A 20,986-nucleotide genomic window follows, 5' to 3' on the forward strand; every position below is an offset into this window, starting at 1 on the left:
GCCGCGACTCACGCACTTGCCGGGCAGGACGCTCGGCAAGCGCCGCCGCGGGGTGTCGTTTTCTCTTGGTTCCTTCTCTTTTGGACAAGCAAAAGAGAAGGAACTCGGGCGCCCAACGGGCGCACGAAACCGCTTTAACGCCATGCGAGTGCCACGCGAATTCCGCGCGAATTCCGCCCGCAAACGCCGGCGGCCGCGCCGCCTACATCCCCCACAACGCCCGATCCAGGTTCGCGTCCAACCCGAACGCCGACAGCGCCACGCGCCCGTTCTTCACTTCCACGCCCTCGGCACGCAGCCGCCGCACCTGCTCGCGAAAGCCTCGGCTGCCCTTGGGCAGGGCGATCTCGCCGGAGGCGCGCAGCACGCGGAACCAGGGCAGTTCCATGCCGTCGGGCACCTCGCCCAGCAGCCTGCCGACCAGTCGCGCCCGGCCCGGCAGGCCGGCGCGGGCGGCGATGGCGCCGTAACTGGCCACGCGGCCGGGCGGGATCGCGGCGATGGCGGCGTAGACGCGGGCGTGGCTGTCTTGCATGGCGATAACGCGTGCTTGACCATGGCGAACGGCGGACGTGGCAGAGTATCAGGGCCATCGGCGAGTCACGAGGGTGTCCCATGCACCACTTCGAAGCCGTGCGTTCCCATGTCGGCAGCCAGCACGGGCTGCGCCGGAACGATCCCTACCTGATCAGCTTCGACCTGACGCTGCCGCACGGCCGCCGCCAGGGTATCTACCTGGCCGAACTGGAAGCCGAATCCGGCCGCCGCTACCTGCGCATCTCCACGCCGATCGGGCCGCTGGCCGGCACTGATCCGGAGCGTTGCCTGCGCTTCAACTGGGCGCAGCGCTGCGGCTTTCTCGCCGTGGCCGACCTGGACGGCGCGCCCTGCCTGCACCTGTGCGAGAACCGCCCCTACGAGCTGCTGGACGAAGGCGAGCTGCACCGGGTGATCGTCGAACTGGGCCGGCTGGGCGACCAGCTGGAACAGCTGCTGGCGTTGCGTAGCGACACGTTCTAGCCAAGCAGGCGGGCGATCACCACGAAGCACCAGGCGATCAGCGCGGTGACCGGCAAGGTGAGTATCCATGCCCACACCATGCGCTCGACCACCGACCACTTGATCGCGTTGGAGCGCTTGGCCGAGCCCACGCCCATGATCGCCGAGGACACCACATGTGTGGTGGACACCGGCAGGCCGAACGCCGAGGCCGTGAGGATCACGATGGCCGAGCTGCCCTCGGCGGCGAAGCCGTTGATCGGGTGCAGCTTCACCATCTTGTGGCCCAGCGTCTTGATGATGCGCCAGCCGCCGCCGGCGGTGCCGCCGGCCATGGTCAGCGCGCACACCACCGCCACCCAGGCCGGTACCGTGAAACCGCCGGCGGTGGATTCGTGGATGCGCAGGAAATGCAGCCACGCCGGCAACTGGTCGAACTGCCCTGCGGCGGTGGCGCTGGCCAGCGCCAGCGCGATGATGCCCATGCTCTTCTGCGCGTCGTTCATACCGTGCGCCAGGCCCATCGCGCTGGCCGAGGCGATCTGCGCCTTGCCGAAGAAGCTGTTGACGAACGGCGTGCGGCCCAGCAGCCGCAACCAGCCGCCGCGGCGCGAGAACCAGGCCAGCAGCGCATAGAGCGCGCCCATCAGCAGGAAGCCGATCACCAGGCCCATGATCGGCGACGCCACCATCGGCACGACGACCTTGGGAATCACGCCCTTGCCCTGCCACCAGTGCAGGCCGTCGCGCGCCCACACCACCGCGTCGAAGCGGCCGCCGGCGGCGCCGATCGCCGCGCCGACCAGGGCGCCCACCAGCGCATGGCTGGAACTGGACGGCAGGCCGCGCCACCAGGTGATCAGGTTCCACACGATCGCCGCCAGCAGCGCGCAGATCAGCAGTTGCGGCCCGGCCTCCACCACGCCGGTGTTGACGATGCCGGCGGCGATGGTGGCCGCCACGGCCGTGCCCCACAGCGCGCCGATCAGGTTGGTCACCGCGGCCAGCAGCACCGCCTGCCCCGGCGTGAGCACCTTGGTCGCCACCACGGTGGCGATGGAGTTGGCGGTGTCGTGGAAACCGTTGATGTAGGTGAAGACGAGGGCGATCGCCACCACCACCACGACCAGTCCGAGGCTCATGCAGGCAGCCTCAGGAGTTCTTCAGCACGATCGAATAGACGATGTTGCCGACGTCGCGGCACTTGTCGATCGCCTTCTCGATCAGCTCGAACAGGTCCTTGGCCAGCATCGCCTTCATCGCGTCGTTGCCTTCGACGTACAGCGTGCGGTACGGCGCGAGCAGCATGCGGTCGCCTTCCGACTCCAGCGTCTGCAGGCGGTCCTGCAGCTTCTTCACCGGGTCGATGCGCAGGCCGCGGCGCAGCTCGCCTATCATCTCGGCCACCACCCCGGTGGAGCGCTCCAGCACCCGGGCGCGCTGGGCGAAATCCACGGCTTCGAGGCGCTCGGCCACGATGTCGTAGCGCTCGGCGAACTTCTCCACCGCCTTGGGAATCTTGTACAGCGCCGAGTTCAGCGCCTCGATGTCCTCGCGGTCCAGCGCGGTCACGAAGGTGTTGACCAGTTCCTCGCTGATCTGCGCGGCCAGCGCCTTCTCGCGCGCCCGGGTGGCGGCGAACGCGGCCATCACCGGCACGTGGTCGGCCTGGGTGACCAGCGCATGCAGCGCCTCCGCGCTCTCGCGCGCCGCCTCGGCGCTCTGTTCCAGCAAGCCGTAGAACTTGTCGCCTTTGCCGAAGATCGTCTGCAGTGAAAACATGCGGGTCAGCCCGGAAACCGAATGACACTAATGTTACAGGACAGTTACCGCGCACCGCAGCATGACCAGGTCCGAAACCGCCTCCGGCGGCCGTCGCGACCGCCACGCAGCGGCCATGGAGCGCCGTGCGGCACTGCCGCTAAACTTCGCTGCATGCGCCCCTGCCCGCCATTCCCGCGATGCTGACCGAAATCGCGTTCGTGTTCGTGCTCGCCCTCTGCAACGGCTTCTTCGCGCTGTCCGAGATGGCCCTGGTGGCGTCGCGCAAAAGCCGCCTGAAGCAGATGGCGCGCAGCAACCGGGGCGCCGCGGTGGCGCTGCGGCATGCCGAGAAGCCGGAATACTTCCTTTCCACCATCCAGGTCGGCATCACCTTGATGATGCTGGTCACCGGCGCCGTGGCCGGCGACGCGCTGGGCACGCACATCGCCGCCCTGCTGCACGGCGGCCGCGCCGCGTGGCTGGAGCCTTATGCCCGGGTGATCGGCGTGGTGCTGGGCTTCGTGCTGATCTCCTTCATCCAGATCGTGGTGGGCGAACTGGTGCCCAAGCGCCTGGCGCTGTCCGCGCCGGAAAAGCTCTCCAGCGCGGTGGCGATCCCGATGCTGCTGCTGTCGCGCGTCACCGCCCCGTTCGTGTGGCTGCTCAACACCGCCAGCAGCCTGCTGCTGCGCCTCATGGGCGTGCGCAACCACGGCCATGCGGCCGCCACCGAGGAGGAGATCCGCCTGCTGGTGGCCGAAAGCGCCGAACAAGGCGTGCTTGACGCCGACGAGCACGCCATGGTCAACCGCGTGCTGCGCCTGGGCGACCGCAGCGTGGACAGCGTGATGACGCCGCGCGTGCGCATCGCCTGGCTGGACATGGCCGCGCCGCGCGAGGAGAACGTGGCGGTGCTGCGGCAGACGCCGTATTCGTGCTACCCGGTCTATCGCGACGACGAGAGCGAAGTGGTCGGCGTGGTCGAGGTGAAGCGCCTGCTGCAGGCATTCGCCGAAGGCCGCCCGCAGTTGTTCGACCACCTCGCCAAGCCGCTGTACGTGCCGGCCACCGCGCGCGCGTTCGACCTGCTGGAGGAATTCCGCGACGCGGAGACCCCGCTTGCGCTGGTGGTGGACGAGTACGGCGACATCCAGGGCCTGGTCACCGTCAACGACCTGCTCGCCGCCGTGGTCGGCGCCAGCCAGCTGGGCCACGGCGGCGACACGGACGCGAACGCCCCCATCGTCCGGCGTGCCGACGGCAGCTGGCTGGTGGACGGCAGCCTCGCGAACGACGACTTGCGCGAACTGCTGCAGGTCGACCAGTTGCCCGGCGAGGGCGACCACGACTTCCGCACCGTCGCCGGCATGGTGATGGCCGCGCTGGGCCACATCCCGCAGGTCGGCGAGGTCTATGCCTGGCAGGGCATCCGCTTCGAAGTGGTGGACCTGGACGGCGCCCGCATCGACAAGCTGCTGGTCACCCGCACGCCGCCACCCGGCAACGCGGACGAGGCAGAAGGCTAGCCACCCACGGTACGCCCCGAACCGCTCGCCGTCCGCCAGGCCGGAGTCGAAGGGCCGTACCGCCGGCCCTGCGTCGCCGCCCGGCGCGAACGACAGCGCCCGGCAGCGCCTACTTCTTCTCCCCCGCCAGCTGCGCCATCCGCTGCGCATCGGCGAGGATGCCGTGCAGCACGCGCAGTTCGCGCTGGTCCGGTTGCGCGCGCTGGAACAGCTTGCGCAGCCTCAGCATGATCGTGGTGGGCTCGCGGCCCTTGTGGAAATCGATGTCGTCCAGCATCTGCGCCAGGTGCGCGTAGAAGCGCTCCATCTGCGCCGCATCGGCCGGCGGCTCGTCATGCTCCGGCGGCGGCGCGGGCGCCGCGTCGCCGAGCATGGCCAGCCGCAGCTCGTAGGCCATCACCTGCACTGCCTGCGCAAGGTTCAGCGAACTGAAATCGTCCACGCTGGGGATGCGCACCATCGCGTGGCAGGTCGCAAGCTCCTCGTTCTCCAGCCCGGTGCGCTCGTTGCCGAACACCAGCGCCACCTGCTCGCCGCGCACGGCGGCGGCCAGCGCCTGCGCCGCCGCCTCGCGCGGCGACAGCTCCGGCAAGGTCACCCCGCGCCGGCGCGCGGACAGGCCCAGCGCGAAGCTCGTCCCGGCAAGGCCCTCGACCAGCGTCCCGTGCACCCCGGCCCCGGCCAGTACCTGCACCGCGTTCGCCGCCAGGGCATCGGCCTCGCGGTCGGGGAAACGCTGCGGCGCCACCAGGTCCAGCCGCTCGAAACCCATGGTGCGGATCGCCCGCGCCGCGCCGCCGATGTTGCCCGGATGCGAGGTGCGCACCAGCACGAAGCGGAAAAGCGGGGCGAGTTCGAGCGGATTCATGGGCGCGGCCGGATGCGGGCGGACCGCCTAGGATACGGCAACACCCGCAGCGCACGGCCGGGCTCTGCTAGAATCGCCGGCCGCAATCCGCTCTTTCGACAGCCCAAGCCATGACCCGACCCGCCATCACCATCGCGGTGCGCGCCGCGCGCGCCGCCGGCAACGTGATCCTGCGCTACATGAATCGCATCGACGGCCTCACCGTCGTCGAGAAGCAGCGCATGGACTTCGCCTCCGAGGTCGACAAGCTGGCCGAGGCCGAGATCGTCAAGGAGCTGCGCCGCGCCTACCCCGACCACGCCATCATCGGCGAAGAGGGCAGCGCCGTCGGCAAGGGCCCGCTCACCTGGGTGATCGACCCGCTGGACGGCACCCACAACTACCTGCGCGGCATCCCGCATTTCAGCGTCTCCATCGCCATGCTGGACAAGGGCGTGCCGGTCTACGGCGTGGTATTCGACCCGCTGCGCAACGAGCTGTTCACCGCCAGCAAGGGCGACGGCGCCTATCTCAACGACCGCCGCATCCGCGTCGGCAAGCGCGAGGACCTGGGCGGCGCGATGATCGCCACCGGCTTCCCCTACCGCCAGCGCAAGCACCTGGACGCCCAGCTCGCAATGACCCGCGCCCTGCTCGGCCAGGCCGAGGACATCCGCCGTTCCGGCTCCGCCGCGCTCGACCTCGCCTACACCGCCGCCGGCCGCTACGACGGCTACTTCGAGATCGGCCTCAAGCCCTGGGACCTCGCCGCCGGCGTGCTGCTGGTGCACGAGGCGGGCGGCCGCTACGGCGACTTCGCCGGCCGCGACGGCATCCCGGAAAGCGGCAACATCATCGCCGGCAACCTCAACGTGGCGAAGGCGATGACCGACGTCATCGGCGCGCACGCCACGCCGGACCTGCTGAAGGCCTGAGCGGCGCGCCGCCTCAGCGGCGGAACTCGGTCGGCCGCTCCAGCTGGTAGATCGCCTCGCCCAGCTCGTCCAGCTTGCCGGAGAGGATGGCCTGCGCGTCGTACAGGCCGCGGTTGTAGAAGTACGGGCCGATCTCGCCCGCGAAGAAATCCAGCAGGAATTCCGCATCAAAGCGGCCGATCTCCTGCTTCAGCTCCTCCGCGAAGTAGAGCTTGATCTTGCGCACGATGATTTCCTTCTCGTCGCTGCTGAACTGGATCTCGGGCATCGTTTTCACCACCATCTTTTCTGATTCGGCAGCGGCACTGTGCCAGCACTCGCATCGTTCGTCCCGGGCGCAGGCCCGCAGGGCCGAAGTCGAAGGATGGCTTGCCGCAAGCGCCTCGACTTTGCTTGCCGTCATGGGCAGTACCCGGCATCAGCGGAGTTTCGGGCGGGGCATGGCCGCCGACCGGGCCGTCTTGCCGGCTATTTCAGCAACCCGCGCAGGAACGGAATCGTCACCCGCCGCTGCGCCGCCAGCGAGGCCTGGTCGAGCTTGTCGAGCAGGTCCAGCAGCGCGCCCAGGTCGCGGGTGTGGCGGGCGAAAAGCCAGTCCAGCACGGGGTCGTCCAGTTCGATGCCGCGCAGGCCGGCCTGGGCCTTGAGCACGGCGCGGCGCTCGGCGTCGTCCAGCGGCTTCAGCGCGAACCGGGTGCAGGCGCCGAGGCGCGAGCGCAGGTCGGGCAGGCCGAGGCCGAGTTGCTGGGGTGTGGTTTCGGCGGCGAACAGCAGGGCAGCGCCTTCGGCCCTGGCGCGGTTGTAGAGGTCGAACAGCGCGTGTTCGGCCGCGCGCTCGCCGGCGAGGGCGCCGAGGTCGTCCAGCGCCAGCAGTGCGCCGCCGGCGACGCCGCGGATCGCGGCGGCGCGGTCGGCGATGCGCGCCAGCGGCAGGTATTGCACGGCGCGGCCGGCTTCGCCGGCGGCTTGGCAGGCGGCCATCAGCAGGTGGCTCTTGCCGCTGCCCGCCGGCCCGTCGAGGTATACCCACGGCGCGCCGGGTTCGCGCGCCAGCGCCTCGACGGCGGCGAGCGCGGCGGCGTTGGCGCCGGCATGGAAATGTTCGAAGCGCTGGCGACGCGGCCAGCGCAGCGCGAGCGGGAGCTGCGGTATCACGGCTTCGCGGGCGGTTCGCGCGGCGGCGTTTCCACCACCGTTTCGGTCTTCACCGTGCCGGCGTCGGTGCTGACCGTCACTTCCACGTCGGTTTCCGTTTCGTGGATCGCGGGGTCCGCCTCGCCCTCCTCGGTGTACAGGTCGCTCTGGTGGTAGCGATCCACCAGGTAGCGCAGCAGCACCATCACCACCGAGGCCGCGGGCAGCGCCAGCAGCACGCCGATGAAACCGAACAGCTCGCCGCCGGCCAGCACGGCGAAGATCACCGCCACCGGATGCAGGCCGATCTTCTCGCCCACCAGCTTGGGCACCAGCACGTAACCTTCCAGCAACTGGCCGACGATGAACACGGCGCACACGATCAGCACGTGCGTCCAGTCGCCATACTGCACCAGCGCGGCGATGATCGCGGCGCCGAAGCCGGTGATGAAGCCCAGGTAGGGCACGAAGCTGAGCAGGCCCGCGACCAGGCCGATCAAGACGCCCACCGAAAGGCCCGCGATCAGCGACAGCGCGCCGCCGTAGAACACGCCCAGCGCCAGCATCACCAGCAACTGGCCGCGCACGAACGCGCCCAGCACCGCGTCCGATTCGCGCGCGAGGTAGGCGATGGTGGGCTCGATCGAACGCGGCAGCACGCGGTCGATGCCGGCCACCAGGCGGTCCCAGTCGCGCAGCAGGTAGAACGCCACCACCGGAATCAGCACCAGGTTGGTGAGCCACAGCACCACGCCCAGGCCCGAGCGCGAGACCTTGCCCAGCACCTGGCCGGCGATGCCGCCCACCGAGCCTATGTGTTCCTTGATCGTGGCGATCATGCGGTCGCTGTCGAAGGTGCGCGGGTCCAGATGCAGCTTCGTCTGCAGCCACGGCCACGCGGTGTGCTCGGCCCAGTCCACGTAGCGCGGCACGTTCTGGATCAGGTTCTCGATCTGGTGCGAGATCAGCGGGATCAGCAGCAGCAGCGCGCCGGCCAGCAGCAGCGACAGCACCAGGAACACGATGCTCACCGCCAGCGTACGGCTCATGCGCATGCGTTCCAGCCGGTCGGCCAGCGGGTCGCCGAAATACGCCAGCATCGCCGCCACCACGAACGGCATCAGCATCGGCGACAGCCGCCACAGCAGGAAGCCGATGACCGCGAGTATCACCAGCAACTGCCAGCGGCGTTGGTTTTCCTGGGTCAGCATGAGGGCGTCCCGTGGCGCTTGCGCATCAGTGCAGCCAGCGCAGGCTGGCATCCGTGCCCGCATGCGCCGGGCCGCTGATCAACCGCCCGCTGGCGGCGAGGTTGGCGGCCAGCGCATCGGCCGGCATCGCCGACTTCACCGCGAACAGCATGCCGTCGTTCTCCGCCCCCAGCGTGACCACGCCGCGCACCGAGGGATCGGCGCGCAGCACGTTGAGCAGGCCGGCGTAGTCCATCGCGCTCTTCAAGCCGCTTACCCACAGCTTCCCGTCGCTGACCGCGGCGCCGATCACGTTGAGCTGCCTGCCGATGCGCGCGGCCATGCCGTTGCCGGCGCCGGCCAGCAACGCGTCCTCGGTGGCGGCCTTGTCGTTCCAGTGCTGCGCCTTGCCGCCGGAGACCAGGGTCCAGTCGGCATCGCCGTCGTGCAGGCTGCCCAGCAGCACCAGGCCGGTGTGGTACTGCTGGTTGATCGCCGCCAGCGTGGCGGGGTCGGCGGCATCCACCTTGGCCGGGTCGGGCGCGTTCGCCGGATCCACGTAGGCCACGCCGTAGCCGCGCGCCGTGGCCGCAGCGGCGAGGCTGGCCAGCGCCGCCTTGTCCAGCAGCTGGCCGTCGCTGCCGCGCACCATCAACAGCACCGGCGGCTTGGCGCCCACGCTGCCCGCCACGCCCAGCGAGGAGACCAGGTGGCGCACCGCGCCGGGCTCGAAGTCCACGGCGAGGCTCATGCCGGGGGCGGCGCGGGCGTACTGGAAGTGGCGCACCAGCGAGGCGGCGTTCTTCAGCGCGTCGTCGTAACCCGGCTTGCCGCGCAAATCCTGGCCGCCCGCCGCCCGCGCCAGCACCTGGCTGAGCGCGGTGGCGAACGCATCGCTGCGCTGGGTGTCGCTGGTATCGGGCACCGGCACGGTCACCGAATACGGCGAGGCGCTCTGCGCGCGCAGCGCAGGCGGCGCGGCGAAGCCCAGCAGCAGGACGAGGGAGAACAGGCGCAGCAGACGCATCGGGGACGGGCGCATCGGCGGGACACTTGGGCGGGGGATACGGCGGAAGTCTGCCCAATCGCCCTGCCGGCGTCCATGCCGCCGGCCCCTGGACCGGTCCGCTTCCGCCCTGCCGCAGCCCCGCATGCCGTAGAATCACCGGTTTCCCCACCGCCGGTTCCCGCCATGTCCGACGCCCTCACCTACCGCGCCGCCGGGGTCGATATCGACGCCGGCAATGCCCTGGTCGAACGCATCAAGCCGCTGGTGAAGCGCACCAGCCGTCCCGAGGTGATGGGCGGCCTGGGCGGCTTCGGCGGCCTGTTCAACCTGGGCGGCAAGTACAAGGAGCCGGTGCTGGTCTCCGGCACCGACGGCGTGGGCACCAAGCTCAAGCTCGCCCAGCAGTGGAACCGCCACGACACCATCGGCATCGACCTGGTGGGCATGTGCGTGAACGACGTGCTGGTGCAGGGCGCCGAGCCGCTGTTCTTCCTCGACTACTTCGCCACCGGCAAGCTGGACGTGGACACCGCCGCGGCCGTCGTGGGCGGCATCGCGAAAGGCTGCGAACTGGCCGGTTGCGCCCTGATCGGCGGCGAGACCGCCGAGATGCCCGACATGTACCCGCCCGGCGAATACGACCTCGCCGGCTTCACCGTGGGCGCGGTGGAGAAGTCCGAACTGCTTTCCGGCGACGGCATCGTGGCCGGCGACGTGGTGCTGGGCGTGGCCTCCAGCGGCCCGCATTCCAACGGCTATTCGCTGATCCGCAAGATCCTGGAGCGCGCCGGCAGCCCGCTGGACCTCGACCTGGGCGGCACGAAGCTGGCCGACGCGCTGCTGGCCCCCACCACGATCTACGTGAAGCCGATGCTGGCGCTGCTGGCCGCCCAGGCCCACGCGATCCACGGCCTGGCCCACATCACCGGCGGCGGCCTCAAGGAAAACATCATCCGCGTGGTGCCCGACGGCCTCGGCCTCGCGCTGGACGCCGCCAGCATCGAACTGCCGCCGGTGTTCGACTGGCTGCAGCGCGAAGGCAAGGTGGCGCGCGAGGAAATGTGGCGCACCTTCAACTGCGGCGTGGGCTTCACCGTGATCCTGCCGCACGACGCCGTGGCGGCGGCCTCGGCCCTGCTGGCGAAGCACGGCCTCGCCAGCCGCGTGATCGGCGGGGTGGTCGAGGCCGCGGGCGACGAGCGCGTCCATATCGGCTGAACCCCATCGATGCCGCCCCCGACGTACTAGCCCCGGACTCCACCCACGCCATCCGCCTTGCACGCAGACCCGGACTCCACCCACGCCATCCGCCCTGCACGCAGACCCGAACCCCATCCGCACCGTTCGCCCTGAGCGCAGACCCGAAGGGTCGAAGTCGAAGGGCCTCCCGACATCGCCCCCGGCATCGACCACCTGCGCCCGCGGCCAACGGCTTCAAGTCAACGAGCATCCATGCACCCACCCTTGCGCATCGCCGTACTCGCCTCCGGTCGCGGCAGCAACCTCGCCGCACTGATCGCCGCGCGCGATGACGGCACGCTGCCGGTGGAGTTCGTGCTGGTGGCCAGCGACAAGGCCGCCGCCGGCGCGCTGCGGTTGGCCGAGAATGCCGGCATCCCCACGCTGGCGTTGAACCCGAAGAGCTACCCCGACCGCCCGACGTTCGACCGCGAGCTGTTCGCCCGCATCGCCGCCAGCGGCGCCGATCTGCTGGTGCTGGCCGGTTTCATGCGGGTGATCGATGGCGCCGTGCTGGCGCCGTGGGCGGGCCGCATCGTCAACGTCCATCCCTCGCTGCTGCCGAAATACCGCGGCCTGCACACCCACCGCCGCGCGCTGGAAGCTGGCGATGCCGAGCACGGCGCCAGCGTGCACTTCGTCACCGCAGAACTGGACGGCGGCCCGCTGATCGCCCAGGCCCGGCTGGCCGTCGAGGCCGGCGACGACGAGGAAACCCTCGCCCGCCGCCTGCTGCCGCTGGAACACCGCCTGCTGCCGGCCGTGGTGGCGCTGCTGGCCGCACGCCGCCTCGCGCTGGGCGACTCCGGCGTGCTGCTGGACGGCCAGCCGCTGCGTGCCCCGCTGCGGCTGGGCGAACACGGCCTGCAGTGACAAACGGTTCAGTTGGCGCCGGGCAGACTCGGCCGATGAACCCGCGCACCGTCCTCGCCTGCACCGTCGCCCTGCTGCTGACCACCGGCAGCGCCCTCGCCGCCACCGTCCCGGCCGCGTTCACCGCCCACTACAAGGTCACCCAGGGCGGCCAGCCCATGGGCGAAGCCACCGTGACCCTGCGCCCCGGGGCGGACGGCACCTGGCTCTACCGCAAGGACGTGAAGGGCACCGGCGGCCTCGCCGCCCTGCTCGGCGCCAGCACGCAGGAAACGTCGAGCTTCCGCTGGAAAGGCAAGGTGCCCGAGGCGATCGGCTACGACTACCGCCTCGTCGCCGCCGGCAAGAACAAGCAGCGCCACCTGCACGTGGACTGGCCGAAGCAACAGGTGAGCGTGGACGAGGGCAAGGGCGTCAACACCTACCCCGCCCAGCCGGGCATGGTCGAGCGCAACACCTTGCCGCTGGCGGTGGGCCTGGCGCTGGCCGGCGGCGGCCGGCAGATCAGCCTGCCGGTGGCGGTGCGCCAGAAGGTGGAGACGGAAGACTTCAAGGTCGCCGGCAGCGAGACCGTCCAGGTGCCGGCCGGCAGCTTCAAGACCCAGCGCGTGGAACGCAGCGACGCCGCCCGCGAATTCAGCGCCTGGTACGCCCCCGGCCGCTACCCGCTGCCGGTGAAGCTGGCCCAGCACGATGGCGGCGACCTGGTGCTGGAGCTGGAAAGCTTCTCCCGCCCGTAGGCGTCACGCTGACGCGTAGCGGTCCAGCTCATGCGCGTGCTCGCGCAGCCAGCGGCGGGCGGCTGGCTGGGCCACGGCATGGTCGTTGAACACACCGGCAAGCAAGATGCCCGGAATGGCGTACGCGGAGATCAACCATCCGGGCCACAGCAGATGTCCAAGCAGGATGGACAAACCGGCGAAGGCCAGCATCACCGCCAACCTCAGCCCCATCGAGTGCACGGAAAAACTGCGACTCCCTGCCTCGCGCCAGAGGCGCCGCCGCCGCGACCGGGACACGCCGCGCAACTCGGGGATATCCCGCAGTCGCCAGTAGATCGTCATCGGCGCACCGCGCCGGTAGCCCCGGCATCGCCGTCGTCCGTGCGGAACTCGTGCAGGTGTTCGCGCAGCCAGCGCCGGGCGCGCGGCTGCACGCAGAAGAATTCAAAAGAACCTCCGACCAGCCCCGCGGCCACCAGCACGACGAGCAGGCCCGCGAACGGATTCAGGTGCAGCGTGTCGTCGAGCTGCCTGGCGCCGACGTAGGCCAAAGCCCCGGCCGCCACGCAGGTCCACTGTATCCATCCCCGCCAGACGCGCCCCCGGGCCACCTGCCACCACTCGTGCCGGTCGGCGGGTTGCACTTCCTGCAGCTCGGGAATGTTCCTCGCCCGCCAGTAGTACCCCATGCGCCGCCCCCCGAACCCCGAATCCCGTCAGTTGGGCAACCGCCGGATGCGGGCGCCGAGCACGCCGAGCTTTTCCTCGATGTTCTCGTAGCCGCGGTCGATGTGGTAGACGCGGTCCACCGTGGTGTCGCCCTGGGCCACCAGGCCGGCCAGCACCAGGCAGGCCGAGGCGCGCAGGTCGGTGGCCATGATCGGCGCACCGCTCATGTGGTCGACGCCCTTGATCACCGCGGTGTTGCCTTCGAGCTGGATGTCGGCGCCGAGGCGCTGCAGTTCGTGGGCATGCATGAAGCGGTTCTCGAACACCGTCTCGGTGATCACGCCGGTGCCCTCGGCCACGCAGTTGAGCGCGGTGAACTGGGCCTGCATGTCGGTGGGAAACGCGGGGTAAGGCGCGGTGGTGATGCTGACCGCCTTCGGACGGCGGCCACCCATGTCCAGCTCGATCCAGTCCTCGCCGCTGGAGACCTGCGCACCGGCCTCCTCCAGCTTCGCCAGCACCGCTTCCATGGTGCTGGCGCGGGCGCCGCGGGCGCGCACCTTGCCGCCGGTCATCGCCGCGCCGACCAGGAAGGTGCCGGTCTCGATGCGGTCGGGCAGCACCTTGTAGTCGGTGCCGTGCAGGCGTTCCACGCCGTGGATCACCAGGGTGGAGGAGCCCACGCCCTCGATCTGCGCGCCCATCGAGATCAGGCAGTGCGCCAGGTCCACCACCTCGGGCTCCTGCGCGGCGTTCTCGATCACCGTGGTGCCCTCGGCGAGGGTGGCGGCCATCAGGATGTTCTCGGTGCCGGTGACGGTGACCATGTCCATCACGATGCGCGCGCCCTTGAGCCGCCTGGAACGCGCCTTGATGTAGCCGTTCTCCACGGTGATCTCGGCGCCCAGCGCCTGCAGGCCGCGGATGTGCTGGTCGACCGGGCGCGAACCGATCGCGCAGCCGCCGGGCAGCGACACCTCGGCCTGGCCGAAGCGCGCCACCAGCGGGCCCAGCACCAGGATGGACGCGCGCATGGTGCGCACCAGGTCGTAGGGTGCGATGCAGGTGCTGGTGGTGCGCGGGTCGACGTGGATCTTCATGCGGTCGTCCAGCACCAGCTGCACGCCCATCTGGCCCAGCAATTCGATGAAGGTGGTGACGTCGTGCAGGTGCGGCACGTTGCCGATGCTGACCGGCGCGTCGGCCAGCAGGCAGGAGGCGAGGATGGGCAGCACGGCGTTCTTCGCGCCGGAAATGCCCACCTCGCCCTGGAGCGGCACGCCGCCGTTGATGAGGATCTTGGCCATTGTTTCTGAGGGATTCGGTATTCGGTATGGGGGATCGGGAAAAGCGGGGACGGGGCCCGGTCGGGATTCGGCTACTGCGAATCCCGGATCACGATTCCCGGATTCCCGCCTCCTCCGGTGTCAGCGTCTTCAGCGCCAGGGCGTGGATCGCGCCGCCCATCAGCTCGCCCAGCGTGGCGTAGACCAGCCGGTGCCGCGCGATCGGCAGCTTGCCGGCGAACTGGGCGGAGATCACGGTGGCCTCGAAATGCACGCCATCGTCGCCGCCGACCTCCACTCGCGCTCCGGGCAGGCCGGCTTCGATCAGGGTCTGGATGCGTGCTGGGTCCATCGGGCTTCCACGAAAAGAGGGGCGCAACGCGGCATCGCGCTGGCTTGTGACGTTAAAATGCGAATATGCCATGGTAATGGAAATCCCCTGTCGCAGAAACGACAGCGGCCCCGTTCCGGCAGCCTCCGTTCCGCATCGAGCCGACATGAACCCACGCCCCGCCCCGCACGCCGCCATCGAACCGCAGCCCGACGCCGTCCTGCGCAGCGCCCGCGCGGTGATCGCCACCGAGGCGGCGGCGATCGCGGAACTGGGGCCGCGGGTCGATGCCGCGTTCGTGGAGGCCTGCCGGCTGATCCTGGCCTGCCAGGGCCGCGTGGTGGTCACCGGCATGGGCAAGTCCGGCCACGTGGCGCGCAAGATCGCCGCCACCCTGGCCTCCACCGGCACCCCGGCGTTCTTCGTGCACCCCGGCGAGGCCAGCCACGGCGACCTGGGCATGATCCAGCCCGACGACGTGGTGCTGGCGCTGTCCTATTCCGGCGAAACCGACGAGCTGCTGTTCATCCTGCCGATGATCAAGCGCCAGGGCATCCCGCTGATCGCGCTCACCGGCAAGCCCGGCTCCTCGCTGGCCAGCCAGGCCGACGTGCACATCGACGGCAGCATCAGCAGCGAAGCCTGCCCGCTGGGCCTGGCCCCCACCACCAGCACCACCGCCGCGCTGGTGCTGGGCGACGCGCTGGCGATCGCGCTGCTGGAAGCGCGCGGCTTCACCTCGGACGACTTCGCCCGCTCGCACCCGGCCGGCAGCCTGGGGCGCCGCCTGCTGCTCCGGATCAGCGACGTGATGCACGGCGGCGACGACGTGCCGCGCGTGCCGCCCGACGCCAGCCTCACCGCCGCGCTGGTGGAGATGACCCGCAAGCACCTGGGCATGACCGCCGTGGTGGATGCCGACGACCGCCTGCTCGGCGTGTTCACGGACGGCGACCTGCGCCGCGCGCTGGACGACGAGGACGTGAACCTGCGCGGCGCCAGCGTGGCCGAACTGATGACCCGCGGCCCCAAGACCATCGGCCCCGACAAGCTGGCCTCCGAGGCCGCCCAGCTGATGGAGAAGCACCAGATCCACGCCCTGCTGGTGGTCGACGGCGAGCGCCGGGTGATCGGCGCGCTGAACATTCATGATCTGCTCCGGGCGCGTGTTGTCTGATTCGCCTTGGTGAATCAGACCCATCAGGCAAGCCGCTCTTGATCCTGCCCCATCCAGAACCACGACCCGTGCCCACCTCCCACCTCTCCAACATCCCGCCCGATGTCCTCGCCCGCGCCGCGAAAATCCGCGTGGCCGCGTTCGACGTGGACGGCACGCTCACCGACGGTCGCCTGTGGTACGGCGAGGACGGCCACGAGGCCAAGGTGTTCCACGTGCACGACGGCCTGGGGCTGAAGCGGCTGCAGGCGAACGGCGTGCGGGTGGCGCTGATCACCGCGCGGATCAGCCGCCCGGTGGCGCTGCGCGCCGAGGAACTGGAGATCGCCCACGTCTACCAGGGCCAGGCCGACAAGCGCGCCTGCCTGCGGCAGTTGCTGGAGGCGCTGGATCTTGCGCCCGAACAGGCCGCCTTCATCGGCGACGACCTGCCCGACCTGCCGCCCATGCGCATCGCCGGCCTCGCCGTGGCGGTGGCGAACGCCCACCCGTGGGTGGCCGAGGCCGCGCACTGGCGGACCCGCCTGACCGGCGGCATGGGCGCGGCGCGCGAGGTCTGCGACCTGATCCTGCACGCGCAAGGCCTGGCCGCCGCGGAGCGGGAGCGCTGGCAGTGATCGGCCGCCTGCGCCGCTGGCTGCGCGACCGCAAGCTGGCCAGCGCGATCGTGACCGTGGCGCTGGCCGCCGGCCTCGCCCAGCTGCTGCTGTGGTGGATGGAGCCGACGGCCAAGCCCAACGACTTCGTGGGGCCGCCGCGCTCCGGCTACACGCTGACCAACTTCAAGCTGTGGTCCTACAACCCGGAAGGCGCGCTCGCGTTCCGCATGCAGTCGCCGCACCTGGAGCGCCGCGAGGGCGACGACTCGCTGTACATCAACTCGCCGGTGTTCGACCTGTCCGCCAAGAAGCCCGGCGTGCCGGAATGGCACGGCCAGTCGCTGTACGGCTGGGTGGACAAGGGCGGCACCCTGATCAAGCTGCAGGGCCCGGTGACCATGCACCGCCCCGCCTGGGCCGACAATCCGCCCGCCGACCTGGTCACCGCCGACGCCACCGTGTGGCCCAGGGAAAACCGCATGGCGACCGACGCCCCGGCGCAGATGACGCAGGGCGACAGTAGAATGAACGGGGTCGGCATGCGTGCCGACCTCAACGACAATCACCTGGAGTTGCTCGATGACAGCCACGGCTCGTTCCCGCCGCGCAAGCGCAAGTCGTAAGTTTGCCGCCGGCCTGTGCGCGGTGGCTGCACTGGCGCTGCTGCCCGCGCTGGCGCTGGCGAAGAAGTCCGATCGCCAGCAGCCGATGGCCTACCAGGCCAGGCACACGGACGCCTACAACGCGCCGAACAGCGTGACCACGCTCACGGGCGGCGTGAAGATCACCCAGGGCACCCTGCTGATCACCGGCGACGAGGCCAAGATCCACCTGGATGCCGACCAGCAGATCTCGCGCGTGGTGGTCACCGGCAAGCCGGCGCACATCCAGCAGCTGGACGAAGCGAACAACCTGATGACCGGCGACGCCGCCACGCTGAACTACGACAACATCAACGGCATCGCCGTGCTCACCGGCAACGCGGCGGTGAAACAGCAGAACCGCGGCGAGTTCCACGGCGACAAGCTCACCTACAACACCGACACCAGCCAGATCACCGGCGACTCGGCCGGCGACGGCCTGGTGCACGGCGTGATCCTGCCCAAGGCCAAGCCGGCCGCGGGCGGCAAGTAAGCATGCTGTCGGCCGAAGGTCTGCAGAAGAGTTTCAAGGCGCGCCAGGTGGTGCGCGACTTCGCCTTCTCCATCCGCGAAGGCGAGGTGGTGGGCCTGCTCGGCCCGAACGGCGCCGGCAAGACCACCTGCTTCTACATGGTGGTGGGCCTGATCGAGGCGGATGCCGGCACGATCAAGCTGGACAAGCAGGAGATCACCGGCCTGCCCATGCACATGCGCGCACGCCTGGGCATCGGCTACCTGCCGCAGGAGGCCTCGGTGTTCCGCCGGCTCAGCGTGGCGGACAACATCATGGCCGTGCTGGAACTGCGCGAGGGCCTCGGCGCGCAGGAACGCGACGCCGAACTGGAAAGCCTGCTGGACGAGCTGAAGATCGCCCACATCGCCGGCCAGAAGGGCATCAGCCTGTCCGGCGGCGAGCGCCGCCGCGTGGAGATCGCCCGCGCGCTGGCCGCCAACCCGCGCTACATGCTGCTGGACGAACCGTTCGCCGGCGTGGACCCGATCTCGGTGGGCGAGATCCAGCGCATCGTGCGCCACCTGCGCGAACGCGGCATCGGCGTGCTGATCACCGACCACAACGTGCGCGAGACGCTGGGCATCTGCGACCGCGCCTACATCCTCAACGAGGGCGAGGTGCTGTCGCGCGGCACCCCGGCCCACATCCTCGCCGACGAGAAGGTGCGCGAGGTCTACCTGGGCCGCGAATTCAAGCTGTAATTCGCGCACCCGCCCCTCGCGTGGCGACTCCCCGAAGCGCTGCGATGCCTGCGCGCCGAGGCAGGCACGTGGCGGCCCGCAACATCGTCGCCCTCGCCCGCAAACACGCCGTTTTCGCACACGCCTCCGCAAGCCTTGAACGACCGCGCCAGCGCGCCCCGCCGCTCGCGTGTCGCATTGCCGCAGCGACGGCTGGCGTCGTCGCCGCGGCGATACCATCGCTCCGGATACTGGGAGATCGACGTGGTTCGCGGAAGCGCTCGGCACCGCCCGTTTGCCTGGCTGGCCATGCTCGCCATGGGCCTGCTGCTGGTGGCGCCCAGCATCTCCCGCCTGCTGCCCGCCGCACCCATGGCGATGGCGATGGCGGCCCCGCACCACGGGCACGCCGACGGCGACCAACCGGACCCGCACGCCGGACACGGCGTGGACGTGTGCAGCTACTGCACGCTGATGTCGCACGGCGCGGTGGACAGCGGCACGGTGGCGTTCACCGTGCCAGCCGTGCCTGCGGCGGCGATGACCGTACGGCCCGCCGGGCGCCACATCGCGAACCTCGTCATCTGGCGCAAGCACGCGCGCGGCCCGCCCGCGCAGCCGATCGGCACCCGCGTCGTCGTCTGAACGACGCCTGCATTCCGATGCCGCCCGCCCCGTTCGCACCCGCCATCGCGCGTGCGGATGCATGCCGCTGCGGCTGCTGAAACGCATCCAGGATTTTCCAATCATGTCAAAACATCCCCACGCGCCGGTCCCGGCGCGACGCGCGCTCGCGCTCGCCATGGGCCTCGCCCTGGCCGGCGCTGCGCAGGCGAACGATGCCGCCCCTGCCGGCGGCCAACCCGTCACGCTGGCGCCGGTGGTCGTCACCGCGGCCATGCAGAGCGGCCCGCTCACCGTGACCATCGACCCCCGCCAGCCGGTCCAGCCGGTGCCGGCCAGCGACGGCGCCGATTTCCTCAAGAACATCCCGGGCTTCTCGGTGATCCGCAAGGGCGGCAGCAACGGCGACCCCATGCTGCGCGGCATGAGCGGCTCGCGACTGGGCTTCATGATAGGCGGCGGCATGATCGCCGGCGGCTGCCCGGGGCGCATGGACCCGCCCACGGCCTACATCGCGCCCTGGCTGTACGACCGCGTCACCATCGTCAAGGGACCGGAGACCGTGCTTTACGGCCCCGGCAATTCCGCCGGCGTCGTGCTGTTCGACCGCGACTACAAGCGTTACACCGAGCCCACGCTGGAAGGCTCCGGCAGCCTGCTGTTCGGCTCCTCCGGCCGCAACGACCAGAACCTGGACCTGCGCGCCGGCAACGCCAGCGGCTACGTCGGCGTCAGCGCCAACCACACGCATTCGCAGGACTACAAGGACGGCGACGGGCACCGCGTGCATTCGCAGTACGACCGCTGGAACGTCGACGCCACGCTGGGCTGGACGCCCAGCGACGACACCCGCGTGGAACTGACCGCCGGCACCGGCAACGGCAGCGCCGCCTACGCGTTCAGCGGCATGGACGGCTCGCGCTTCCTGCGCGAGAGCGCGGCCATCAAATGGACCCAGGAACACCTCACCAAGCACTGGGACGAACTCGAAGTGCAGGCGTACATGAACTACGCCGACCACGTGATGGACAACTACACCCTGCGCCAGCCCGATCCGCGCAGCATGATGGCGATGCCGATGGCCTCGAACGTGGACCGCCGCACCCACGGCGGCAAGGTGATGGGCACCTGGCGCTGGGACGATGCGCTGGAACTGCAGGCCGGCCTGGACGGCTCCGCCAGCGTGCACAGCAACCGCATGGGCGGTCCGTTCGGCAGCCCCATGGGCTATTACAAGACCAAGCCGAGGGTCCGCGACGCCCGCATCCAGGACATCGGCGCGTTCGCCGAGGCCCGCTGGACGCTGACTCCCCGCGACCGGCTGATATCCGGCGCCCGGGTCGACCGCGCCGAGGTGCGCGGCTACACGCTGGCCGTCCCCGCCCCCGGCATGGGCGGCATGGGCGGCATGGGCACGACGTCCACGCAGGTCGCCGCCGATCGCTCCAGCACCCTGCCCGCGGGCTTCGTGCGCTACGAGCACGATCTCGCCGACGCACCCACCACGCTGTACGCCGGCATCGGCCACGTCGAACGCTTTCCCGACTACTGGGAACTGTTCGGCCGGAACGCGCTGGGCACCCGCGCCGCCTTCCTGTCGCTACGCCCCGAGCGCACCACGCAGCTGGACGTGGGCATGCAGTACCACACCGACCGCCTGAAGGCCTGGGCGTCGGCCTATGCCGGCAACGTGGCGAACTTCATCCTGATGCACTACCCGGTCGGCGCCATGGGCACCGGCTACGCCAGCAACGTGAAGGCGCGCACCGCCGGCGGCGAGGCCGGCGCAAGCTATCTCCTCACCGACCACTGGAAGGCGGAAACCACGCTCTCCTACGCCTGGGGCCGCAACCGCAGCGAAGGCCGCCCGCTGCCGCAGATGCCGCCGCTGGAGGCGCGGCTGGGCCTCACCTACCAGGCGGCAGAGTGGTCCGTAGGCGCGCTGTGGCGGGTTGCGGCGGCGCAGCACCGCGTGGCCAGGGGCGAGGGCAACATCGTGGGCCAGGACCTCGGCCCCAGCGGCGGCTTCGGCGTGTTCTCGCTCAACGGCGCCTACCGCATCGACCGCCGCTACACGCTGAGCGCCGGCATCGACAACCTGTTCAACAAGGCCTACGCCGAGCACGTCAACGCCGCCCCGGCCGCCCTCGCCGGCTACGTCAACACCGTGCGCGTGAACGAGCCCGGCCGCAGCCTGTGGATCAAGCTCGACGCCAGGTTGTGACCG

The 20,986-nt window shown here is 70.3% G+C and carries 25 protein-coding genes; 13 read left to right on the forward strand and 12 right to left on the reverse strand.

Annotation, left to right across the window (positions count from 1 at the left end; genetic code table 11):
* Positions 1-202: 202 nt before the first annotated feature.
* Positions 203-535 (reverse strand): MGMT family protein, encoded by a 333-nt coding sequence (locus PCA_RS12095; protein WP_181302873.1) that lies wholly within the window; start codon positions 533-535, stop codon positions 203-205.
* Between the two features lie 80 nt (positions 536-615).
* On the opposite strand from PCA_RS12095, the gene PCA_RS12100 reads away from it, so the two are divergent.
* Entirely contained in the window at positions 616-1,020 is a 405-nt protein-coding gene (locus PCA_RS12100) for a hypothetical protein (protein ID WP_181302874.1), read from the forward strand.
* Here the strand turns inward: PCA_RS12100 and PCA_RS12105 are convergent.
* Together PCA_RS12105 and PCA_RS12110 are read right to left on the reverse strand one after the other, a co-directional pair.
* Entirely contained in the window at positions 1,017-2,141 is a 1,125-nt protein-coding gene (locus PCA_RS12105) for an inorganic phosphate transporter (protein ID WP_181302875.1), read from the reverse strand. The genes PCA_RS12100 and PCA_RS12105 overlap by 4 nt on opposite strands.
* A 10-nt stretch (positions 2,142-2,151) precedes the next feature.
* Entirely contained in the window at positions 2,152-2,781 is a 630-nt protein-coding gene (locus tag PCA_RS12110; protein WP_181302876.1) for a pit accessory protein, read from the reverse strand.
* A 179-nt stretch (positions 2,782-2,960) separates the two neighbouring features.
* On the opposite strand from PCA_RS12110, the gene PCA_RS12115 reads away from it, so the two are divergent.
* Complete coding sequence (locus PCA_RS12115; protein WP_181302877.1) at positions 2,961-4,289, forward strand: hemolysin family protein; 1,329 nt, start codon at positions 2,961-2,963, stop codon at positions 4,287-4,289.
* 109 nt (positions 4,290-4,398) lie between these two features.
* On the opposite strand, the gene PCA_RS12120 is transcribed toward PCA_RS12115, so the two are convergent.
* A complete protein-coding gene (locus PCA_RS12120) occupies positions 4,399-5,157 on the reverse strand; it encodes an RNA methyltransferase (RefSeq protein WP_181302878.1) in 759 nt (252 codons plus the stop codon).
* A gap of 110 nt (positions 5,158-5,267) precedes the next feature.
* Here PCA_RS12120 and PCA_RS12125 point away from each other — a divergent pair, with 110 nt between their 5' ends.
* The gene (locus tag PCA_RS12125) at positions 5,268-6,071 is read left to right on the forward strand and encodes an inositol monophosphatase family protein (protein ID WP_181302879.1); all 804 of its coding nucleotides are present in this window, start codon (positions 5,268-5,270) and stop codon (positions 6,069-6,071) included.
* A 13-nt stretch (positions 6,072-6,084) separates the two neighbouring features.
* On the opposite strand, the gene PCA_RS12130 is transcribed toward PCA_RS12125, so the two are convergent.
* The 4 genes from PCA_RS12130 to PCA_RS12145 all read right to left on the reverse strand — a co-directional run bounded on the left by PCA_RS12130 (position 6,085) and on the right by PCA_RS12145 (position 9,422).
* On the reverse strand, positions 6,085-6,339 hold the full coding sequence (locus PCA_RS12130) for a DUF2164 domain-containing protein (RefSeq protein ID WP_181302938.1): 255 nt from the start codon (positions 6,337-6,339) through the stop codon (positions 6,085-6,087).
* Positions 6,340-6,539: 200 nt separating this feature from the next.
* A complete protein-coding gene (gene hda, locus PCA_RS12135) occupies positions 6,540-7,226 on the reverse strand; it encodes a DnaA regulatory inactivator Hda (protein ID WP_181302880.1) in 687 nt (228 codons plus the stop codon).
* Positions 7,223-8,416 (reverse strand): AI-2E family transporter, encoded by a 1,194-nt coding sequence (locus PCA_RS12140; protein ID WP_181302881.1) that lies wholly within the window; start codon positions 8,414-8,416, stop codon positions 7,223-7,225. The genes hda and PCA_RS12140 overlap by 4 nt, the downstream gene beginning before the upstream one ends.
* A 25-nt stretch (positions 8,417-8,441) precedes the next feature.
* Positions 8,442-9,422: a DUF2066 domain-containing protein gene (locus tag PCA_RS12145; protein ID WP_181302882.1), complete on the reverse strand. Its 981-nt coding sequence runs from the start codon at positions 9,420-9,422 to the stop codon at positions 8,442-8,444.
* A 165-nt stretch (positions 9,423-9,587) separates the two neighbouring features.
* Between PCA_RS12145 and purM the strand changes: the two genes are divergently transcribed.
* The 3 genes from purM (at position 9,588) to PCA_RS12160 (ending at position 12,256) form a co-directional block, all read left to right on the forward strand.
* Positions 9,588-10,622 carry a phosphoribosylformylglycinamidine cyclo-ligase gene (gene purM, locus PCA_RS12150; protein ID WP_181302883.1) on the forward strand — a complete coding sequence of 345 codons (1,035 nt, stop codon included), beginning with the start codon at positions 9,588-9,590 and terminating at the stop codon, positions 10,620-10,622.
* 234 nt (positions 10,623-10,856) lie between these two features.
* Entirely contained in the window at positions 10,857-11,516 is a 660-nt protein-coding gene (gene purN, locus PCA_RS12155; RefSeq protein ID WP_181302884.1) for a phosphoribosylglycinamide formyltransferase, read from the forward strand.
* Positions 11,517-11,551: 35 nt separating this feature from the next.
* Positions 11,552-12,256 carry a DUF3108 domain-containing protein gene (locus tag PCA_RS12160; RefSeq protein ID WP_181302885.1) on the forward strand — a complete coding sequence of 235 codons (705 nt, stop codon included), beginning with the start codon at positions 11,552-11,554 and terminating at the stop codon, positions 12,254-12,256.
* A gap of 3 nt (positions 12,257-12,259) precedes the next feature.
* Here PCA_RS12160 and PCA_RS12165 read toward each other — a convergent pair whose 3' ends face one another.
* From PCA_RS12165 to PCA_RS12180, 4 genes are all read right to left on the reverse strand, one after another.
* Entirely contained in the window at positions 12,260-12,580 is a 321-nt protein-coding gene (locus PCA_RS12165) for a hypothetical protein (protein WP_181302886.1), read from the reverse strand.
* Positions 12,577-12,927: a hypothetical protein gene (locus PCA_RS12170; protein WP_181302887.1), complete on the reverse strand. Its 351-nt coding sequence runs from the start codon at positions 12,925-12,927 to the stop codon at positions 12,577-12,579. The genes PCA_RS12165 and PCA_RS12170 overlap by 4 nt, the downstream gene beginning before the upstream one ends.
* Before the next feature lie 27 nt (positions 12,928-12,954).
* Positions 12,955-14,214 carry a UDP-N-acetylglucosamine 1-carboxyvinyltransferase gene (murA, locus tag PCA_RS12175; RefSeq protein WP_181302888.1) on the reverse strand — a complete coding sequence of 420 codons (1,260 nt, stop codon included), beginning with the start codon at positions 14,212-14,214 and terminating at the stop codon, positions 12,955-12,957.
* Between the two features lie 88 nt (positions 14,215-14,302).
* Positions 14,303-14,545 carry a BolA/IbaG family iron-sulfur metabolism protein gene (locus tag PCA_RS12180; RefSeq protein WP_181302889.1) on the reverse strand — a complete coding sequence of 81 codons (243 nt, stop codon included), beginning with the start codon at positions 14,543-14,545 and terminating at the stop codon, positions 14,303-14,305.
* Positions 14,546-14,690: 145 nt separating this feature from the next.
* Between PCA_RS12180 and PCA_RS12185 the strand changes: the two genes are divergently transcribed.
* The 7 genes from PCA_RS12185 (at position 14,691) to PCA_RS12215 (ending at position 20,983) form a co-directional block, all read left to right on the forward strand.
* Complete coding sequence (locus PCA_RS12185) at positions 14,691-15,701, forward strand: KpsF/GutQ family sugar-phosphate isomerase (protein ID WP_181302890.1); 1,011 nt, start codon at positions 14,691-14,693, stop codon at positions 15,699-15,701.
* A 68-nt stretch (positions 15,702-15,769) separates the two neighbouring features.
* Complete coding sequence (locus PCA_RS12190; protein WP_181302891.1) at positions 15,770-16,318, forward strand: HAD hydrolase family protein; 549 nt, start codon at positions 15,770-15,772, stop codon at positions 16,316-16,318.
* A complete protein-coding gene (lptC, locus tag PCA_RS12195; protein WP_343204444.1) occupies positions 16,315-16,923 on the forward strand; it encodes an LPS export ABC transporter periplasmic protein LptC in 609 nt (202 codons plus the stop codon). Before PCA_RS12190 ends, lptC begins: the two co-directional genes overlap by 4 nt.
* Before the next feature lie 22 nt (positions 16,924-16,945).
* Positions 16,946-17,434 (forward strand): lipopolysaccharide transport periplasmic protein LptA, encoded by a 489-nt coding sequence (gene lptA / locus PCA_RS12200; protein WP_343204445.1) that lies wholly within the window; start codon positions 16,946-16,948, stop codon positions 17,432-17,434.
* A 2-nt stretch (positions 17,435-17,436) separates the two neighbouring features.
* Positions 17,437-18,156 (forward strand): LPS export ABC transporter ATP-binding protein, encoded by a 720-nt coding sequence (gene lptB, locus PCA_RS12205; protein WP_181302893.1) that lies wholly within the window; start codon positions 17,437-17,439, stop codon positions 18,154-18,156.
* A 288-nt stretch (positions 18,157-18,444) separates the two neighbouring features.
* Positions 18,445-18,780 (forward strand): DUF2946 family protein, encoded by a 336-nt coding sequence (locus tag PCA_RS12210; RefSeq protein WP_181302894.1) that lies wholly within the window; start codon positions 18,445-18,447, stop codon positions 18,778-18,780.
* A gap of 103 nt (positions 18,781-18,883) precedes the next feature.
* Positions 18,884-20,983, forward strand: a complete 2,100-nt coding sequence (locus PCA_RS12215; protein WP_181302895.1) for a TonB-dependent copper receptor — start codon at positions 18,884-18,886, stop codon at positions 20,981-20,983.
* Positions 20,984-20,986 lie beyond the last annotated feature (3 nt).

It is taken from the genome of Rhodanobacter sp. PCA2, assembly GCF_013620825.1.
Classification (GTDB): Bacteria; Pseudomonadota; Gammaproteobacteria; order Xanthomonadales; family Rhodanobacteraceae; genus Rhodanobacter_A.